19 protein-coding genes and 1 pseudogene are annotated in these 18,945 nt (G+C 37.0%); 1 reads left to right on the top strand and 19 read right to left on the bottom strand.

The genetic code is table 11. From position 1 onward, the window contains the following. Positions 1-422 precede the first annotated feature (422 nt). The 10 genes from panF to MOK21_RS14350 all read right to left on the bottom strand — a co-directional run bounded on the left by panF (position 423) and on the right by MOK21_RS14350 (position 10,056). Entirely contained in the window at positions 423-1,868 is a 1,446-nt protein-coding gene (gene panF, locus MOK21_RS14395) for a sodium/pantothenate symporter (protein ID WP_249074675.1), read from the bottom strand. Continuing rightward, positions 1,868-2,131 (bottom strand): YhdT family protein, encoded by a 264-nt coding sequence (locus MOK21_RS14390; RefSeq protein WP_249074674.1) that lies wholly within the window; start codon positions 2,129-2,131, stop codon positions 1,868-1,870. Before MOK21_RS14390 ends, panF begins: the two co-directional genes overlap by 1 nt. A gap of 306 nt (positions 2,132-2,437) precedes the next feature. After that, complete coding sequence (locus MOK21_RS14385) at positions 2,438-2,938, bottom strand: alpha/beta fold hydrolase (RefSeq protein WP_249074673.1); 501 nt, start codon at positions 2,936-2,938, stop codon at positions 2,438-2,440. Further along, positions 2,857-3,297 (bottom strand): alpha/beta fold hydrolase, encoded by a 441-nt coding sequence (locus MOK21_RS14380; RefSeq protein ID WP_249074672.1) that lies wholly within the window; start codon positions 3,295-3,297, stop codon positions 2,857-2,859. The genes MOK21_RS14385 and MOK21_RS14380 overlap by 82 nt, the downstream gene beginning before the upstream one ends. 260 nt (positions 3,298-3,557) lie before the next feature. After that, positions 3,558-5,078 (bottom strand): hypothetical protein, encoded by a 1,521-nt coding sequence (locus MOK21_RS14375; protein ID WP_249074671.1) that lies wholly within the window; start codon positions 5,076-5,078, stop codon positions 3,558-3,560. Positions 5,079-5,956: 878 nt separating this feature from the next. Continuing rightward, positions 5,957-6,400 (bottom strand): hypothetical protein, encoded by a 444-nt coding sequence (locus MOK21_RS14370; RefSeq protein WP_249074670.1) that lies wholly within the window; start codon positions 6,398-6,400, stop codon positions 5,957-5,959. A gap of 221 nt (positions 6,401-6,621) precedes the next feature. Further along, positions 6,622-7,164 (bottom strand): GNAT family N-acetyltransferase, encoded by a 543-nt coding sequence (locus tag MOK21_RS14365; RefSeq protein WP_249074730.1) that lies wholly within the window; start codon positions 7,162-7,164, stop codon positions 6,622-6,624. A 225-nt stretch (positions 7,165-7,389) separates the two neighbouring features. After that, positions 7,390-7,860, bottom strand: a complete 471-nt coding sequence (locus tag MOK21_RS14360) for a GNAT family N-acetyltransferase (RefSeq protein WP_249074669.1) — start codon at positions 7,858-7,860, stop codon at positions 7,390-7,392. A 23-nt stretch (positions 7,861-7,883) separates the two neighbouring features. Further along, positions 7,884-8,114: a hypothetical protein gene (locus MOK21_RS14355; RefSeq protein ID WP_249074668.1), complete on the bottom strand. Its 231-nt coding sequence runs from the start codon at positions 8,112-8,114 to the stop codon at positions 7,884-7,886. 247 nt (positions 8,115-8,361) lie between these two features. Continuing rightward, positions 8,362-10,056 carry a methyl-accepting chemotaxis protein gene (locus tag MOK21_RS14350; RefSeq protein WP_249074667.1) on the bottom strand — a complete coding sequence of 565 codons (1,695 nt, stop codon included), beginning with the start codon at positions 10,054-10,056 and terminating at the stop codon, positions 8,362-8,364. 294 nt (positions 10,057-10,350) lie between these two features. Here MOK21_RS14350 and MOK21_RS14345 point away from each other — a divergent pair. Further along, positions 10,351-10,903 (top strand): annotated as a pseudogene (locus MOK21_RS14345) (DEAD/DEAH box helicase family protein). A 69-nt stretch (positions 10,904-10,972) separates the two neighbouring features. Here the strand turns inward: MOK21_RS14345 and MOK21_RS14340 are convergent. The 9 genes from MOK21_RS14340 to MOK21_RS14300 form a co-directional block, all read right to left on the bottom strand. Then, positions 10,973-11,830 carry an MBL fold metallo-hydrolase gene (locus MOK21_RS14340; protein ID WP_249074666.1) on the bottom strand — a complete coding sequence of 286 codons (858 nt, stop codon included), beginning with the start codon at positions 11,828-11,830 and terminating at the stop codon, positions 10,973-10,975. Positions 11,831-11,851: 21 nt separating this feature from the next. Further along, entirely contained in the window at positions 11,852-12,283 is a 432-nt protein-coding gene (locus MOK21_RS14335) for a MarR family winged helix-turn-helix transcriptional regulator (protein WP_249074665.1), read from the bottom strand. A 107-nt stretch (positions 12,284-12,390) separates the two neighbouring features. After that, the gene (locus MOK21_RS14330; RefSeq protein ID WP_249074664.1) at positions 12,391-12,753 is read right to left on the bottom strand and encodes a hypothetical protein; all 363 of its coding nucleotides are present in this window, start codon (positions 12,751-12,753) and stop codon (positions 12,391-12,393) included. A 175-nt stretch (positions 12,754-12,928) separates the two neighbouring features. Further along, the gene (locus MOK21_RS14325; protein ID WP_249074663.1) at positions 12,929-14,386 is read right to left on the bottom strand and encodes a class I adenylate-forming enzyme family protein; all 1,458 of its coding nucleotides are present in this window, start codon (positions 14,384-14,386) and stop codon (positions 12,929-12,931) included. Positions 14,387-14,402: 16 nt separating this feature from the next. Continuing rightward, positions 14,403-15,134, bottom strand: a complete 732-nt coding sequence (fabG, locus tag MOK21_RS14320; RefSeq protein WP_249074662.1) for a 3-oxoacyl-ACP reductase FabG — start codon at positions 15,132-15,134, stop codon at positions 14,403-14,405. Further along, positions 15,118-16,029, bottom strand: a complete 912-nt coding sequence (gene phaZ / locus MOK21_RS14315; protein WP_249074661.1) for an intracellular short-chain-length polyhydroxyalkanoate depolymerase — start codon at positions 16,027-16,029, stop codon at positions 15,118-15,120. The genes fabG and phaZ overlap by 17 nt, the downstream gene beginning before the upstream one ends. An 11-nt stretch (positions 16,030-16,040) precedes the next feature. Next, positions 16,041-17,045: a 3-oxoacyl-ACP synthase gene (locus tag MOK21_RS14310; RefSeq protein ID WP_249074660.1), complete on the bottom strand. Its 1,005-nt coding sequence runs from the start codon at positions 17,043-17,045 to the stop codon at positions 16,041-16,043. Then, a complete protein-coding gene (locus MOK21_RS14305) occupies positions 17,042-18,061 on the bottom strand; it encodes a branched-chain amino acid ABC transporter permease (RefSeq protein ID WP_249074659.1) in 1,020 nt (339 codons plus the stop codon). Before MOK21_RS14305 ends, MOK21_RS14310 begins: the two co-directional genes overlap by 4 nt. Beyond that, positions 18,058-18,930 (bottom strand): branched-chain amino acid ABC transporter permease, encoded by an 873-nt coding sequence (locus tag MOK21_RS14300; protein ID WP_249074658.1) that lies wholly within the window; start codon positions 18,928-18,930, stop codon positions 18,058-18,060. The genes MOK21_RS14305 and MOK21_RS14300 overlap by 4 nt, the downstream gene beginning before the upstream one ends. Positions 18,931-18,945 lie beyond the last annotated feature (15 nt).

The raw sequence follows: 18,945 nt of genomic DNA, 5'->3' as shown, positions 1-18,945 counted from the left end.
CTATCCGTCGTTCCAGTGATTTTTTCCGTCGCTTCGAGGACTCTTTCCGTCGTTCCAATGATTCTTTCCGTCGTTTTGAAGATTCTAACCGTCGCTTCGAGTTCTATCCATCATTTCGAAGGTCCTATCCGTCGCTTCAAGTTCTATCCACGAATCCTGGGGTTCTTTCCACTACTTTGGACGTTCTATCCATCATTTCGAAGGTTCTATCCATCACTTCGAAGGTTCTATCCGTCGTTTCAAGTTCTATCCACGAATCCTGAGGTTCTTTCCACGACTTTGGACGTTCTATCCATCATTTTGAAGATTCTATCCGCCACTTCGGAGATTCTTTCCGTCGCTTCGAAGGTTTTATCCATCTCATTCATTTTGCCTACAATAGAAAACGCCGTAGTTATTCTATCTCTACGGCGTTTTCTTAGCTAGATAAACAGCTTTTCGTCTTTAAATTTATGACTCGTTAATAAACTAACAATAACAAAAATGAAGAAAGATGCGACAATAGGGATTGTCACAGTATGCATGCCAAAGACGGAAGGATAAAAACGATCAATGACAATATACAAAGTCATCCCTGAAATCATTGACGCAATTGCTCCATATTTGTTGGCTTTTTTCCAATATAGTCCTAAAACGACCGTCCAAATAAAGACTGCCTCAAGTCCACCAAAAGCAAATAAATTAAGCCATACTAATAAATCTGGTGGATTTAGTGCAAATACGATTACGGCTAAACCAATCACTGCAGTAACAATAAAGCTAGCACGCTTTATTTCTGTGTCATTAGCAGTTGGCTTTATATAGTTCAAGTAAATATCTTTCACTACGGTTGAGCTAACAAGCATAAGTAGCGCATTCACTGTAGACATCGTTGCTGCCATAGGTGCTGCTAAGACAACGCCAGCTAAAAATGGTGGCAAAACCTTCAATGTCAGTAGCGGCATGACTTTATCACCAATTTCAATACCCGGCATCACTGGTCGTGCTAAAACACCGATTAGATGCATCCCAAACATGATTGTCCCAATGGCAATAGTGCCAATGATAATCGCTAAATGCATGCTTTTGGAATTTTTATAGCTCATCGCACGAACTGCAATTTGTGGAAGTCCTACAACCCCGATACCTATCAAAATCCAAAATGTAGAAACGTATAATGGCGTTAATTCACCTTCTGCTCCAAATGGAGACACTAGATTGGGATTCTCAGCGACAAGTGAGGCCATAATATGATCAATTCCTCCACCAGCTATGATAGTCCCGATTAATAAAATAACAGTTCCGATGACCATAATTGAACCTTGTACCGCGTCTGTCAATGCAACAGCACGGAAGCCCCCAATAATTACATAAGCTAATACAGAAATCGCAAAAATAAAGAGTGCAGTAGTGTAGTTTAAGCCAGTTAATGATTCAATTAATCGAGCTCCACCTACCCATTGTGCCATCATCGCTGAAAATAAAAAGATAATGATACTAATGGCAGATAGGATAACAATCGTATGACTTTTATAGCGTTCTCGTAAAAAGTCTATTAACGTAATGGCTTGATAACGTCTTGCGATAATAGCAAATTTCTTCCCTAAAATCATTAACACAAAATAACCTGCTGGAAGCTGAGCCATCGCCAGTAATACCCAGCCTAGCCCCTTCGTATAAGCAACACCTGGACCTCCAATAAAGCTACTTGCACTACCGTACGTAGCAATCATTGTCATCGCAAGAATGAAGCCTCCCATTTCACGTCCACCAAGGAAGTACTCCTGTAAAAATGAATTAGAGGAGCGTATATGCTTATTTGCCCAAATACCAATACCAAAGATAATGACTAAAAATAACAACAGTGGAAAAATAACTTGCCAATGCATTATTGATCCACCTCCTCATCGTCAAATGGTACCTCTTTGAAAAAGAGTTTCATGACTAGCCAGATTAAAATAATCATAAAGCCTGTCCCTGCCATACAACTATAGAAAAACCATGCCGGGAAACCGAAAACATACGTATAGCTTTTCGGATCACCAGAGCCTAGTCCATAGGCAAAACCAAACCAAATCGCAAAGTTAACGATCACAAGTCCGATACCGATAAGCGCCTCTCGATGCGCAATTTTAAAACGTTGATCTTTCAAAATATAGTCCCCCTAACCTACTCTATTTTACTGATATGTTCGTATTATGGGAACCTTTGTGAAAAAAATAAATGACATTTCGAAAATTGATTAAAATAAGACGTCATCATTTTAAAGACATATAGCAAAAAGCTGACCCTCACTGCTTTTCTCACGGCATCATTCAGATTTTCACTTTTATAAATTAATCATAAAAATGTTTAACGAACACACCCCGTTAGCCATTCATGAAGCGCCAAAATAAGAACTTCACCATAGAAAATGAAAAATCGTGGGAGTTCTATTTTTCAATGGACTTTAAAGTGCCTAAACACTTAAGAAATCAACGATCATTTTCTTTTCAGGCTCTGGCAACATATGCATGTGTCCGCACCCTTTTAACATATGAGCCGTGTTATTCGGTATAATTCTTTTTGCTCTTGATAATACTTTTTGGGCAGGAAATAAACAATCTTTTTCTGCTGCCATAATAAGTGTCGGTGCTTTACACTGTTGCATTAATTTTTTATTCACATTAGAAGGCATCCCTACTTTTGTTTTTACATGATCAAAACTATCTTTCACCATATCCAAAGTATCTTTATCAAGAATATCTTCTTTAATAGCCATAAATAGAGCTGTTTCTTTTATATATTTTTCTTTCTTTGTTAGTTTATATTTGAGTAGTGGTATTATCATTTTCACAGTTGTGATTGGAAACGCATTGTTAATACCTGACGGCACAATTAATACTGATTTTTTACTTTTTCCGGTGCGATACACATCAGTTTTGCCAAAACGCCGCCTCCAAACGATGTCCCAAAACAAGCTATTTTATCAAACCCAAGCTTTGTAATAACCTCACTTGCCCACTTTCCATAATCATAATTATAAGGAGAAAGATTAACTTCATCACTTTTTCCAGGGTGACCAATAATATCAACTGCATAGATATGAAATTCCTTCAGCAGGAATCTGTAAGCTAGTAAATTATAGGCAGTCGTACTATTCCCACCATGAAATACTAACAAAGGTTCACCCGATAGATTGCCAGTTTCAACAATATGTGTTCTTCCAAAACGAGTATGAACGTAAACATCCTTACATGAATAATCCAATTTTTCCAATTGAGCATCATAAAGCTTTAGCGACATTTCTCTTCCAGATTGTGTTTTGTATATACTCATATAGCTCCTTCTTATAACCAAATTTCCTACCAATCCCTTATTTACATAAAGATTATATTACATTCTTTATTCTAGCCTATTAACAACACGATAATCCATAATTTAACAAAACTAAATTTTTACTAATCTACACCGTTAGTCCAATACGAATTTAGACAATATAAAAAGGCATGAGTCCGATACAAAGAACTCATGCCCAAATCATTACCTAATGAGGATAACCATCATATGATTGTAGATTTTTATTTTTTGCTGTTGTTTTAGTTAAGATAGATGGCATATTCATCATCCAGATAGATATCTTTTAGATAGATATCTTTCAAATAGATTTTATCAAGATAGATAACATCAAGATAAATTTTTTCAAGATATTCTTCTTCCACATAGTCTTTGTCTGTTACGACTATATTGTCAAAGTTCGCGCTTGCTTTTTCACCCGCAACAACTGTTACAGATTTAGTTACATCGTCAAAGTCGTCGCCTCGAAGAACACTTGTATATTTGCCTGGTTTAAGATTATCTAAAGAAAACTCATCGCCGTTATTGATCCCACCATTGTAAACCTCATTGCCATTTTCATCGGTAACAACCAACGTGAACTTGACATCATACTTATCTTTTACAAATTCATTGCCGACCTTATCATTTCGTACAAATTCATCAGCTACAAGGTCATCTCGTACCTTGTAATCAGCTACAAGATCAGTTCGTACCCATCTATACTCCTTAAATTCATATTTACCTGTTGTATACCATTTAAGTCCGCCTGCATTATGGAAATACAGATAAACTACATCACCGTAACCTGCTGGCATATCGACAGAAACTGAATTACCAAAATGGGCTGGAGCGTTTCCTGGAAAATCCTTAGGGTTATTGACAACATAAGCACCGACATTTGCTGCTATGAGTCTATCATCAAAGGAAATTGTTAGTTTGCCATTCGCTATTTTCACATTATATTTATAGCCATTCGGTCTGTTTTGAGGACTTGAATCCGCAATATCAAACCAACTGCCTCCATCAGCACTTGCAGCAGCCACATTAACCGGAACATAAGTATGACCGTTTTTAAATGCATTACTAGACAAGCTTACCAATGTGTCTGTGTTGTCAGTAGATACATCTTTTGCATAAACGGGCGCGTAGTAAGGTTGGTATTCTTTTTGCCAGACGGGCTGATATTTTTTTTGCCATACAGGTTGATATGTTATTTTTTCATGTTGTTTTGTTACGTCAACATTTACGTTTAGCGAACCGACAGCAGGCTGTACTACAGGCAATTTACCGGCTGTATGGCTCAGGTTGAACTGTGTTGCACCTTTTTTAGGAGCTTCTTGCGGGAAATATTCTGCGCTTAGAAGTTTCCAGCCATAATCGGTAACAACACCAAAGTGTTGGTTACTTTTGTAAGATTGAACGTTTTTAAATTCTACTATTTTGCCGTTTTCGTCAACGAAATTGATGTTCGCGTAACCGCCGAGCTTATCAGGGTTAATAAAGTGCCAGAAAATGCCCACGCCGTCAGCTGTGTAGCCTTTAACAAAGTCAGTTTCTCCCTTTTTCTCACTAAGGTCAAAGGTTTCGCCCTGTCTGTAACTTAACCAGTCAATAGGCGCTTGATCGGCTTGATGTAGTGGGTAAGACGCTGGGGTTTCACCTATCGGATCAGATTGATTGCCGTTGTTGCCAGTACTCTTGGCGCTCGCGTTTATGGTTACATACGGAATCATTACTATTAAAACAAGCAAAAACAATAAAATCTTTTTAGTTATTTTCATGTATTCTTTTACCTCCACTATAAAAGAAAATTGATTTTATATTCCCCGAATTTCTGAAGTCAGGTCTCTTCGTTTTCAGCCTCATTGCTATCGTGCAACGTGGTTAAACGCTCAATTTCTTATGGAGTTGAGTTCTTCGTTTTCAGCCTCATTGTTGTCGTACAACGTGGTTAAACGTGAAATCATGCGAGTTTTATTCTAGTATCACCTCGTTTCTATGATTCCCCCAAATTTGAAGCAGTCTTTATTAATTAATTTTTAAAATAAATCCCATCTTAATTTAATAAATTCAAATTTATAAACATACTTCCGATAAGGGGATGATTGGTAATCGTCAAGATGAGTTTTGCTTTATAATTTTAAAAATTAATTAAATCCTTATTCGTTTTTGGACACAAAAAGAAAAGTTACGGGAAGAATATTCACTGAAGAGGATGAGAAAATTGACAAAAAGTGTAGAAATAACAACCCTTCCAAAGCCTCAGAACATAGCCACATTAATAAAATATGGTACGCGATAATTGGCCACTTATAATAAATATTTCTATTCTCGATAAATTATTACACGATTTATTAAATCACAAGCATACTATGGAATCGACAATTATTTCAATATTCAGTCTTTCGTAGGAACACCACGCTTTTTATCGTTACCAGACGCCGAACTAGAGACCAAAAGGATGTCCGAAGCGCAAACCCCATTCTTCAGCATGCGAAAGTATGGTGGTCAAGAATCGGAGGTTAGCAAGCTCCTAGTCCTTTCAAGCCCCAATCAGCCACTTACATATTTCTACTAGTAGGGAGCAAAATCCATGTTCGACACTCGATTGATCTGACAAAACTATTTAATACGAAGCCCCATTAGCGAAAGAACAACATTACCAATCTGGTCCATCATTTTGATCTGCCACTTTCAGATTAAATGAATTGGGATCTAGATTATTACTTTCAACTGCCCTATAGAAAATGGATTTTACCTCTTCTCGTTCTGATTCTGTAGCATCTTTATTTGCTAAAATATATTTCACCCTAATATCATCTTTTGAATAAACTGCTAGTAACATACGAAAAACATAGCCTTTCTCAGTTAATTTATTGCTTACATTTTCAAAAAGGCCATCTTCTTGATAAAGTTGAGATTGAATATCCTCTACTTCTTTTAATTTCTTTTCATTTTCAATTTTTATTTCAGTATTTTTTGAAGGGGGTTGTTCAGCTATCTTTCCTTTTGTTGAGGAATTATCGAGAAGTACAAAGGTTACAACGAATAAAATGACTACGGTTCCAATTATAGTGATTTTACCCTTTTTTATAATGAGCATCACTTCCTTTTACATTAAACATATGACCATGTAAAAGGTTTAAACACTTACTCAGATTAATATCCCGAATTTTCGTAATACAAGATTGTTAAATAAATGAAGTGATACTATTTATTATTCATCTAATCAAGTTGATAAAAAACGACCAACATTAGTAAAAAAAGATGGGATCTCTGTGAAATCCTCCGTTAGCAGCAAAAGGATACATCGCCTTTTTAAATTCATTTGAGGTCTCCTTTAAGGATTGAGTACATATATAAATCATCAAATTTGCCACAAGTATATTCATAATGCCTCAATAAACCTTCTCTTTTAAACCCCTGATTTTCTATTAATTTTTGTGATGATAAATTCGCAGGTTCGATGAGAGCCTCAATTCGTTCCATTTCAAGGTATTTATAGCCATATTTAATAACAGCTTCTAAAGCTTCGCCAGCTATTCCTTGACCCCAATATTCTTTATTTAATTCAAACCCTATTTCAGCCCGGTAATGGTTAGGGCGCATATTGAGAAAGCCACAACTACCTATTACAACATCAATATTTTTCTGTGTAATCCCCCACCTTATACCTGTACCTTCTTCCAGTATAGATTTATACCATCTTATTTCGCTCATGACGTCATTTGGGGATTTGTATGGTTCTAACCCCATGTATTTAACAACTTCTTTATCTGATAGGTATTTAAACATATCGTTTGCATCCTTTGATGTTACTTCTCTTAATATTAACCTTTCTGTTTCTATGATCGGAAATTTACTCATCATACCTTCTCCCTCTATAATATTGGTTATATTATTTTCTAAAATTTGAATATCTCACATTCATTACATAGTAGCCGACGAAACTTCACCCTTATCCAACTGACTTCTTCGTTAGTTAGCCTCAATGATCCTCAAGTAAAACCTCAATAGTTTAAGTCATGATTCACTAACTTAGACTAACTTTTTCTCTAAAACTTCTTACTCATCAGAGGTAAGCAAATATATTTAGCTATATTTAAAGATACTGACGAAATAGTTTTCTTCAGGAAAATCACCTATATATTCTAAACCATTCCTTGAATAAAACTGTTTTAACTTTTCATTTCCAGCCCAACAATCTAAATACAGGGTTTTATCTAATCCATTTGCAAAAACACAAGCAAATTTTGTTATAGCAGAACCAATGTTTTTTCCTTGAAACTTGGATAAAATGGCAATTTGAGATAAATACTTACCTTTATCATCAAGGGAAAATTCATTTATATTTTCTATATCATTTATACAAAACGTTCCTATTATTTCTTCTGCTACAATTAAAATGTACAAAAAGTTATTCTTTATCTGGTTTTTAATTTTAATATTATCCCAAGGGTATTCCCATTGGTGGATTCCTTTTTGTTGTAAATTTAATGTAACCTCATTCAATATATACAACACTTGCGATAAGTCATCGATTTTGCCTAATCTTATTTCCACTATTTAAATCTCCGTTAGTTTATTTACGCCTTGCGAGTTAAAGGTTTTTCTGGTCGGTTAGCGCAATATTTGCAATTAGAGTCACTACATGTTGATTCAGTCCAACTATCACATTTAGGGCAAAAATAAGCATCAAAATCATCATAATATACTAAATTAAACTTGCAATTAGAACAATATTTATCTTGTTGAATTTCACCATAAAATTCAAAGTCGTTTATTATCACTTTTCCATACTTTTCTACTATTTTCATAAATATACTCCTTTAAAATATTCAACCCACATCTATGTATTAAATAACCATATTAACATACATTTCCTATTTATTTTAAATATATTGAGCTTGAACGAACAAATTAGTTGGTAAAGTAAACAGAGTCATCTTAGTAAAAAAGGATAGAAAGTGCGATTCAAGCTCTTCTATCCTTCTTTTAAAATTAGTTGTTGTGTTGTTCGTTAAGTACCTCAAACCTTTAGGATATCAAACATTTTTCACATCTTTAATATTGGAATTTCTTTAATAAGCTTTGAAGCTCGTCTGCCTGTTGTGCCATCTCTTTAGCTGAGGAAGCCATATTATCTATGAAAGCTAATTGCTCCTTCGCAGTTAACGTAACGTGCTCCGTGCCTTCGGTTGCCTTGCTTGCAATGCGTGCCATCACTTCTGTTGAGGCTGTAACTTCTTCAACACTTGCGGACATTTGCTCCGTTACAGCGGAGATGTCATGCAATTGGGTACTAACACCTTTAATCGACTGCATGATTTTATGGAAGGCTAGTTTTGTATCATCGACAACATCCATACCTGCTGCAGCTTCTTTCGAATTACTAGAAATAGCCGTAATAACATTGGCCGTATCACTTTGTATGGAATGAATAAGTGATGCTATTTGATCAGCTGATTCTTTTGATTGTTCTGCTAATTTACGAACCTCATCTGCAACGACAGCAAAGCCTTTTCCTTGCTCACCCGCACGAGCCGCTTCAATGGCTGCATTTAAGGCAAGTAAATTGGTTTGATCAGCGATGCTTGTAATGACATCTACGATATTGCCAATTTGCTGTGACTGATCACCTAATATTCGAACCTGCTCCTCTACATGTTCAGATGATTGGTTAATAATTGTCATTTGATTCAATACTCGATTCAACGAGTTATTTCCTTGTGTAGCCTCATCACTCATTAAATCTGCAGCATCTGAAACCGTTGAAGCAGTTTCAGCAACTTGTTGGATGCCAATCGCCATTTCTTGCATGGCCGTTAAGCTATCACTCGTGCTATGTAACGTTGTTTTTGAACCATCCGCTAGCTCTTGTAAAGTGGATGTTAGTTTTCTCGTCATATCTGCCGTTTGCTGCGATTTAGTCGTTAATCCATCTGAGGATACATCAACTTGTTTAGAGGATTGAGCTATTTGTTGCATTAATACTTTTAAGCTTGTCAGCATTTTATTAAAAGATTGTGCAAGCTCACCTGCTTCATCCTTGGAATTAATTTGCAGCTGTTTTGTTAAATCTCCTTCTCCATCCGCGATGTCTCGTAGTTGATTATTGATTTCACGAAGTGGCTTCACAAATGCTCTTGTGAAAAAGACACTACCTAATACTGCAATAACAGCTCCGATGAACAATACAATAAGAAGCTTACCGATAAATGCCAAAATAATAGCATTCACGCCGTCGATCGTTTCACCGACAAACCACATGCCAATGATGTCTCCATTTGGATCTTTAATCGGTGCATAGAGTGTTAAATATTTCGTGCCTACTACATCTGCTTCACCTATGAAGGTTTCCCCTTTTTTCATTACTTTTTCAACGACATTTGGATCAGCATCTTTACCAACTAAACGTTCCCCATTTAGCTTTAGATTGGTGATAAGTCCTTTTGAGCCTTGGAAAATAGTTACGCCACCGTCGATGCTTTCTCCTACTTCATCGACAAAAGCATCCTGATCAACTATTTTTGTATCCCCTTTGTAAAGTTCCCCATCTTTTATAGTCCAATCTCCCTGAAATCTTTCATCAAGAAGCTTATAGCCGACCTTCGAAATATGGGTTACACTCTGCTCAAAATTGCTAAGCATAATTTGCTTCACTTGTATATGGGATACAAAACCAATCATGACGCTTAAAAATAGGATGACTCCCACTAAAAGTAAATTAAATTTTGTACTAATTTTAAAAGTGCGCAAAGATTCATCAATCCTTTCTCATATTTATTAGGAATATTATGTATAAAAAGTAAGCCAAGTTTATTAAACATGATTCTATAAATAGTTTCAATACATTATCAATAAATTAACATTTTTAATCAATATAGGTTGCTCTAGTTCGGAGTTGGAAATAATATATATTCATTTTGTTGGGTTAATTTCCATAGCATTACTTTTGAAAAGTTGTCAACTTTCAGTGCAAAACTACATCCCTTCATTTATTAGGGGTAGTTTGAAATTTATGTTAATATATCTAAAAAGGGGTGAGAGACTATGAAACTTGTTTTAATATTTGGTCCTCAAGCAGTAGGGAAAATGACTATTGGACAGGAATTAGCTAAAGTAACAGATTTGAAACTTTTTCATAATCATATGACGATCGATTTAGTTGGTCATTTTTTTGGTTATGGTACGACTGAAGGAAAACGATTAGTGAATTTGTTTCGTCAGGAAATATTTGAAGAGGTATAAAAGAAATTTGTATGGTTTAATTTTCACTTATGTCTGGGCTTTTAAAATGCAAGAGGATTGGGACTATGGGACGATCTCACCAAGCTTTTTGAATCCAGAGGAGGGACTGTCTACTTAGCTTGAAGCTGATGTAGTAGAAAGACTGGACCGAAATAAAAGTGCTAATCGACTTGAGCATAAACCTTCAAAAAGAAATATTGATTGGTCTGAACAAGACTTGAAAAGCTCATTGGAAAAGTACAGATTAAATTCCTTAGATGGAGAAATAAATTATGCAAACTATCTCAAGATTAACAACACAAACGTAAGTGCCGAAGAAGTTGCTTTGAGTATTAAGGAAGAATTTCATTTATAGAATTGAAAAACGCCTGGGTTCCCAAGCGTTTTTTCGGTTTTAAAACTACAGACCACTTCTAATATTATTTTAATCAACTGTTAATCCGTTAATAAAACAATATACTATTTCTTCTTCCAACTGACTTAAAGGACGATTTAGTTGAGAAGATAGTTCATCCACTAAATTCAAGTGGTTACTTTGATGTTTTTGCGTTAAATCACAAATTAACTTCAATAACATTATATAGCCTATAAAATCCTCTTTGTTTAATGGGGGTTCATGTGAAATTACATAGATTTCAGCATCGAACATTTCAATGATTTCTAAGAGACGTCTAACATTATCAATTTTATATTGTGGTTGTTGTGTGTATATACTCGGATACAAACAATCGCCTAAGAAAAGTACCTTTTCTTCCTCTACAAAAATGATGGATGAGTCATCAGAATGATCTCCACCTACATGTTTGACTTCACACCGAATACCACCTAAATCAATCTCATATTTATCTTTAAAAGTTGTATTAGGTAAAGTGATGGTGATATTTCTGTCTTCGCCAAATTCTTTTTTTATCATGTCGGAGCAAAACTGATTCTCTAGTCCTTTTTCAACACGATTATCTAAAGCTTCATTTGACCAATCATATTCCGCCATTTTTTCAAGATGCATTTTTGTGTTTTCATGTGCTATCGTAAATAGATTCATCTGATTTGTTCCAAAACTATGATCCCAATGCCAATGTGTTAATACTACAGATTGATAATTAGCCATTTGAATTTGATTTAGTTCACCAAGAAATAACTTAGCGTGTTTATCAGAATTTCCTGCATCTACAATTAATGTTTCGTCATCCCCACAAATGGCAGACAGTATTGGTCGATCTGTTCCAGGATCATGCGGTAAATAATATATACGATTTGTTAGTTGTTTCAAATTTTTATCCATCATCTTAACCCCCATTGTGTTTTAAGTCCCGACAATCTTATTTAAAGTATCAAGAACATTTTCTAACTCTGTTAAGGTAACTTTCGAATAATATTTTTCCACAAGAATGGCGTCAATTTTATTTAGAAGCTGATGAAACTCTTGACCTCTATCCCCAAGATAAATGAAAGTCTCTCTACGGTTTATTGAATTCTCTTGACGATCGATCATTTTTATTTCTTCTAGCTTTGAAATTACTTGACTAACCGCACTTTTTGAAATACCAAAATGATGTGCAATATCATTCGCGATTACTGGCTCATTGCGAATGATATAAAACATTATAATTTCTTGTTGAGGAGTTAAGTGAAAGTTCTCTAATTCCTCAACTTCTTTGGTTTCTTGTAAAACTAACAATTTGAACTGCTCAAACTTATGATTGATGTTGTCTATAATTGTTAAATAATCGTGCACAGATTTATCAACCCCTATCTCACTTTAGTTAAGTTAAGTTTACTTAACTATCATTCGTTTGTCAATTATTGTAAGAGCTTATTAAAGATGGGCACTATTATTTTCCATTATATCAAAAGCTCATCAATCGCTTGAACAGCCAGTTCCAACGCTTTAATTCTTCTTTCTAAAAGCGTTCTTTGGGGACTACCAACTTTTGACTTCATATAGATGTTCTCAATAGATGGTAATAAACCAGCAAGAACATTACGGGCTTCTGCTAAATCTTCCTGGGTATAATATTGGGAGCTTTGATTCCAAACGTTTTCTAGCGATGCTAAGCCAATGACAACAGCTTTGAGGCGTTTCTTTACTAAGGTAGTATTTGCGCCTTTCTGGGTCATCTGGGACAGGGCATTTTCGAGTTTACGGATTGTCGATTGTAAAGATTTTATTGATTCCAATTTTTCTATATTTGTAACGTTTTCCATAATAGTACTTACCTTTCTTCGTTTCAGGATACATGATAAGGTTTCTAGAACCTGATTTCACTCGCAATATTTTAACATATTTGCAAAGACAGCTTCTTCTATCTTTAAAGATATTTGTCCCTTCTCGAAATATTTATAGAACCCCCAAAAACGCCTGGAACTCCAAGCGTTTTTGTTATTTAGCATATATTTGCAATGCCTTTTTATCAATTTTCCCAACACTTGTTTTTGGCAATTCATCGATGACAATAATCTTTTTAGGAATTTTGTAACGACCTAAATTCTTGTTACAAATTTCGTTGATTTCCTCTAGTATCGTGTCATCCTGATCTGGACAAACGATAAAAGCCGCCACGATTTCTCCCCAATAATCATCTGCCACACCAATTACTGCGACCTCTTGCACTAGATGATGGCGCAAAATACATTGCTCTACTTCCTGTGGATACACGTTTTCTCCGCCTGAAATAATCATCTCTTTACTACGACCAACAATATAAAAGTCACCATCGTCATCCATCATGGCTAAGTCGCCTGTTTTTAACCACCCGTTATGAATGATTTTTTCCGTCTCCTGCTGATTATTCCAGTAAAACCGAAACATATGCTTTCCTCTGACCAATAGCTCTCCCACTTCGTTTGGCCCACAACTTTGTCCAGCACTATCGATAATTTTGGCTTCATTAAATTGCATGGTCTTCCCTACCGCACCCTTTTTCACATAAGCAGCCTCTCGTGAAATATAAAAATTATTGGGTCCCGCCTCTGTTAACCCATAGCCCTCTTTAAAAAATAGCCCCTTTTTAATAAATGCGTCATAAATTGGATATGGGCATGGCGCCCCCCCTGATAAAAATACGTTCATGGATGGGAAGTTACTTTTCTTAAAGTATTCTGTCGCAATCATCGCTTGGTACATTGTCGGAACAAAAAGCGAAATCGTCGTTTTATACTGATTAATTGCCTTAAGCGCGTTTTCTGCCTCAAACTTATCTCCAATCACAACTGTACCGCCAGCCATTAACAGCGGTATACATAAGGCATTCAAACCGCCTGTATGAAACAACGGCATATAATTTAACGTACAATCACGATCACTCAAGCCCCAGCTAATAATGGTATTAATGGCGTTCCAGTTCACAGAATTAAAGGATAGTACAACGCCCTTTGCCTTGCCTGTTGTGCCCCCTGTGTAAATCATTAGCCACGGATCATTAAGGTCTACTTCTCGAATGCTAAGTACAGCCTTTTCACTAGCTAAACGCAGAGAATGCATGTTTTCTAAAGAAACAGGGCAATTCATTTCTTCATCGTAAAGCAGTAAAGAAGGCGTAGCATCCGTTAAAATCTCCTCTAATTCCTTCTGACTCATACGCCAATTTAATGGCACGTAGATCAGTCCTCTTAGTCCACAGGCAAATAAGATCGAAAAAAGCTGGATGCGATTTTTCGCGAATACAGCCACTCGACTACCTACCTGCAAATTTTGGCATTCAAAAAAATGACTCCATTTGGTGATTTCCTCTGTTAATTGCTGATAAGTCCACTGCTCCTTTGTTTCTAGGTTCACCAATGCGATACGTTTGGGCGTTAACGATGCACGTTTTAAAATCCAGGATTGCTCTACAAACATCTTGAAAGCCCCCTTATTACATCATAATTGCTCCATCCACATGAAGCGTGTGACCGTGGACATAGGAAGCCTCATCAGATGCTAAAAATAAATAGGCATTGGCAATATCTCTCGGTGTTCCTAATCTTTGCAGTGGCACGATGGAGCGCATTTGTGCCAGAATATTTTCTGGCATTTTTTTCACCATGTCTGTTTCAGTAAAGCCAGGTGCCACCGCATTAACGTTAATTCCCTTGCGCCCCAATTCCTTCGCCCAAGTTTTTGTCATACCGACAATGGCCGCCTTTGTGGCAGCGTAATTCGTTTGACCAACATTCCCATATACCCCACTAACAGAAGATGTATTAATAATTTTGCCACCACCGGCAGCAATCATATGTGGAATAACCTCTTGCGTACAATTGAAAACGCCAGTCAAATTCACATCAAGTACTTGGTGAAACTGATTTTCTGTCATTTTTGTTAGCATCGCATCACGTGTGATTCCTGCATTGTTCACTAAAATATCGACACGGCCCTTTTGCTCTATAACTGTTGCCACTAGGTTTTTGACGCTCTCTCGATCTGCAACGTCTACTTGCACAAATAATGCTTGATCCCCTAAATGCTCGGCAGCTGACATACCAGCATCCTCATTAAAATCTGCAACGACAATGAAGGCGCCCTCTTCAATAAATCGTTCGGCTGCAGCATAGCCAATCCCGTTCGCAGCTCCTGTAATAATGGCAACTTTATTGTTTAAACGCATAGTTTTTTCCTCCTGTTTCTAAAAAAGCTTCAATTTCTAGAGTCAGCTGTAGTAAGTCATCAATTAACGGAGAGTGACCACAGTCTTTTAAGCTGACAAATTGTGCATTTGCACCTAAATCAAGCAATGTTTCGTCATTCATTCCTTCTGTTATGACAAAATCGCGATCACCTCTTAACACTAAAACCGGAATGGTGATCTGTTGTACCTCATGAGAACCTTTTGCGACCTCATGATCAACAGCACTTATATTAAAGACATTTAATGCATGATAAACTTCAGCTAAATTTCGTTGCGTCAGCATATCCTCCACATATGTCTGATAGTGTTCCGGGCTAGGCTGTTTATGTGTATAAATAAGTGCGTTCCAGAGGGACTGTAAGCCCTGTACATTTTTCGAATCATAGAAGCCTTGTACTAATTTTGTTTTAGATGTATCGACGAGTACTTCCTCATAGGTAAAAGCCCTTTTGAATGCTGATTGATTGCCAGTACCTAAATCCGTGTAAAATGGAAAACCCCTTGTAGATGCCGAGGCTAGTAAAATAAGTTGCTGACAATAGCCTGGATACTGAGCAACAAATTGCATACATACCGCTCCGCCCGTTGACCAGCCAATCATGTCAAAATGTTGCAATTGAATGGCATCCACAAAAAGCTTCACATCATCACTAAAATCTTTAATCGTGGAAATTGGCTGATGATAAGATGAACCACCAAAGCCCCGTAAATCCATGGCGTAAATTGTATATTTTTCATCCAACTCGTCGATTAGTACGTCCCAATGCTTGGAGGAAGTCATATTGCCATGAATCAGTAATAAAACACGTTCTCCCCCTTGGCGTTCACGGTAGGCAATTGTTTCTCCATTTGATAGCTGAACCGTTTTTAACATCGAAATCCCCCTTATCCCCATCGAATCGTAATAGCTCCCCAAACATAGCCAATACCTGCACTGACAAGTGTAACGATGTCGCCATCATGAATACGGCCTTCCTCTAATGCCAGCTGTAACGATACTATTTGATCAATCTGTCCGATATGACCATAATTTTGTAAGTATATGGACTGCTCCTGCTCTAAGCCGAGTTCAGATAAAATATAATCATGGGCAGATTTTTTCATGTGAAGCATTGCTAAATAGCTAATATCCCCCTCATGTAATCCACTTTTCGCCAGGGATGTTCGAATTACCTTCAAGAAATTGCTTAAAGATTTTTGCTCTAAGCGGTCCTTCATACCCATTGGGTCAATCACATCGAGCTGATACAAATTATTTTCTAAATCAGCTGACGTCAAAGGTTTTTTTGTACCACCGACAGGCACGACTACATCCTCTGAGAACGAGCCATCCGTCATAATATCCGCCTCTAATAAATGATTTTTGTCATAGTCTTTCTGTAAAAGAATAGCACCGCCACCAGCGGCTAAATTGTACATAAAGCGTGTTCGAGGATTACTGTAATCGATAAAATCCACATTTCGATAGCCACCAGCTAGAAGTACGGTATGAACAGATTCATCCGAGGCCATTAAACTTTTCGCTAGCTTTAGTGCCATAATGGTCGTGCCGCATCTTAATTGCACATCGAATGCCCAAGCATTCACAGCTCCAAGCTCCTCCTGCATTTTTATCGAGGCCGTCCACAATGGATATTCCTTATGCTCCTCTCCCATATAAATCACAATATCAATGTCCTTTGGGTCGACATTAGATTTGCGTAGAGCGTCCTGTGCTGCCCATATCCCCATTTGAACCGTATGATCGTGCTCACCAGGAATAGGCTTTTCATAAATACCCATTTTTTGTCGAATAATATCCTCTGGAATATTGGAAAGCGCCGCGATCTCTTTAGATGTCATTTTCGTGTTCGGAATATAGAGTCCTGTACTTACAATGCCAACAGTCATTCAAATCGCTCCTTTTCCTGTGACAAGGCCACCGCTGATTGATCTTTTTCCTTATGCTTCCATCGCCATTTCCAGAACAGCATGCGCAATGAGCCAATAATTCCTTTTGGGAAAAAGATAACCGCTAAAATATAAAGAATCCCAAAGAAAATAATCCACCGTTCAAAAATTGGATAATCACGCGCAAGCCCCGAAAGCGCATGCTGTGCATATTCAATAACAGCCGACCCTAATAATGGGCCTACTAATGTGCCGACACCGCCAATAATCGTCATTAATAATGCATCTAACGTAATATCCATCGTCATTACACTCGTATTGACAAATCGCAAAGAGATAGCATATAAGGAGCCCGCTAAGCTGGCAACGGTACCGGCGACAATTGAAGCAATCACTTTATAGTACAAAGTGTTGTATCCTAATGATTTTGTTCGTTGTTCATTTTCCCGAACAGCAATTAAAATTCGACCAGTTGGCGAGTTCACAAAGCGATACAGCGCCATAAAAATAATGACTAAGCATGTTAGCACGAAGAAATAAAACGTCATTCGATCTCTAAATATTTCGGGTGCTCTAAACGTAAAACCATCATTTCCGTATGTGACTGAACGCCATTTTTCCGCCACTACTAAAAATAGTCCCGAAAAAGATAACGTCAACATCGCAAAGAAATGGCTTTTTAATCGAAGTGTCAGCAATCCTACTACGAAGCTAATAATGCCAGCTAGCAATATGCCAACGACTATAGATAGTAAAAATGTCGACAGTGTTGGCTCCATTTGTTTCAACATAACAGCCGTTGTGTAAGCACCTAAACCAAAAAACATAGCATGCCCAAACGACACAATACCTGTATAGCCAAGAAGAATGTCATAGCTCATCGCTAAAATACCGAAAATAAAAATTTGTGTTAATAAAATTATGAGCGTTCTTGAATCATTGACGAAAGGGAGAAGCACTAAAATGGCTAACATGAGGAAAAAGCTTAGATGGCGTAATGAAAGCTTGATTTTCATGTTGATCTCTCCTTTCTCATAGCAAATAAACCTTGTGGGCGGAAAATTAACACGATGGCCATTAAAATCATATTGACCGCAAGCGATAACACCGGCACATAATAAGCCATAAAGCTTCCTGCTAAGCCGACTAATATAGCTGCCAGAAGCGAGCCCGAAAAACTGCCCATGCCACCGATTACGACCACGATAAAGCCTAAAATCGCATACTCCATGCCCATTTCCGCATAGATGACACCTGAATACGGAGCCATTAACATCCCACTAAGTGCAGCTAGTGCCGCGCCAACCATAAAAACATATAAAAATACACGCTTTATATGAATGCCAAGTGCCTGTGCCATTTCTTTATCCTGTACACCTGCTCGAACGATGAGTCCAACCTTCGTCATCTTAAGCATGTATTGGAAAATACCGAAAATGATAAAACCTACTATAATAATAAACAAGCGATATTTAATAATAATAACGTCACCTATTTCCCAGCTACCTGCTAAATAACTAGGCGTTTTCACCGCCACCCCATTTGGACCAAAAACTACTTTAATCAACTCCTGCAGCACAAGCATTAGCCCTAAAGTAATTAAAATTTGCTGAATATGATTGCCATAAACAGGTGTTATAATTAATTTTTCTGTCATAAGCCCTAGTAAAGCTCCTGTTACGATGGCACCTACAATGCCAATGACAAAGCTCTCTGTGAACATATACGTAAAAATCCCAGCATAAGCCCCCCAAACAAATAAACCACCATGTGCAAAGTTCAAAACATCCATTAATCCAAAAATTAGCGTTAGTCCAGCCGCCAGTAAAAAAATTAGTATACCAGTTGCAAGGCCATTAATGACTAAATTGACGATTAGCTCCAATAAAGTACACCACCT

Source organism: Lysinibacillus sp. BPa_S21, from assembly GCF_023337795.1.
GTDB lineage: Bacteria > Bacillota > Bacilli > Bacillales_A > Planococcaceae > Lysinibacillus.
This window is presented reverse-complemented; position numbering and strand designations above follow the sequence as displayed.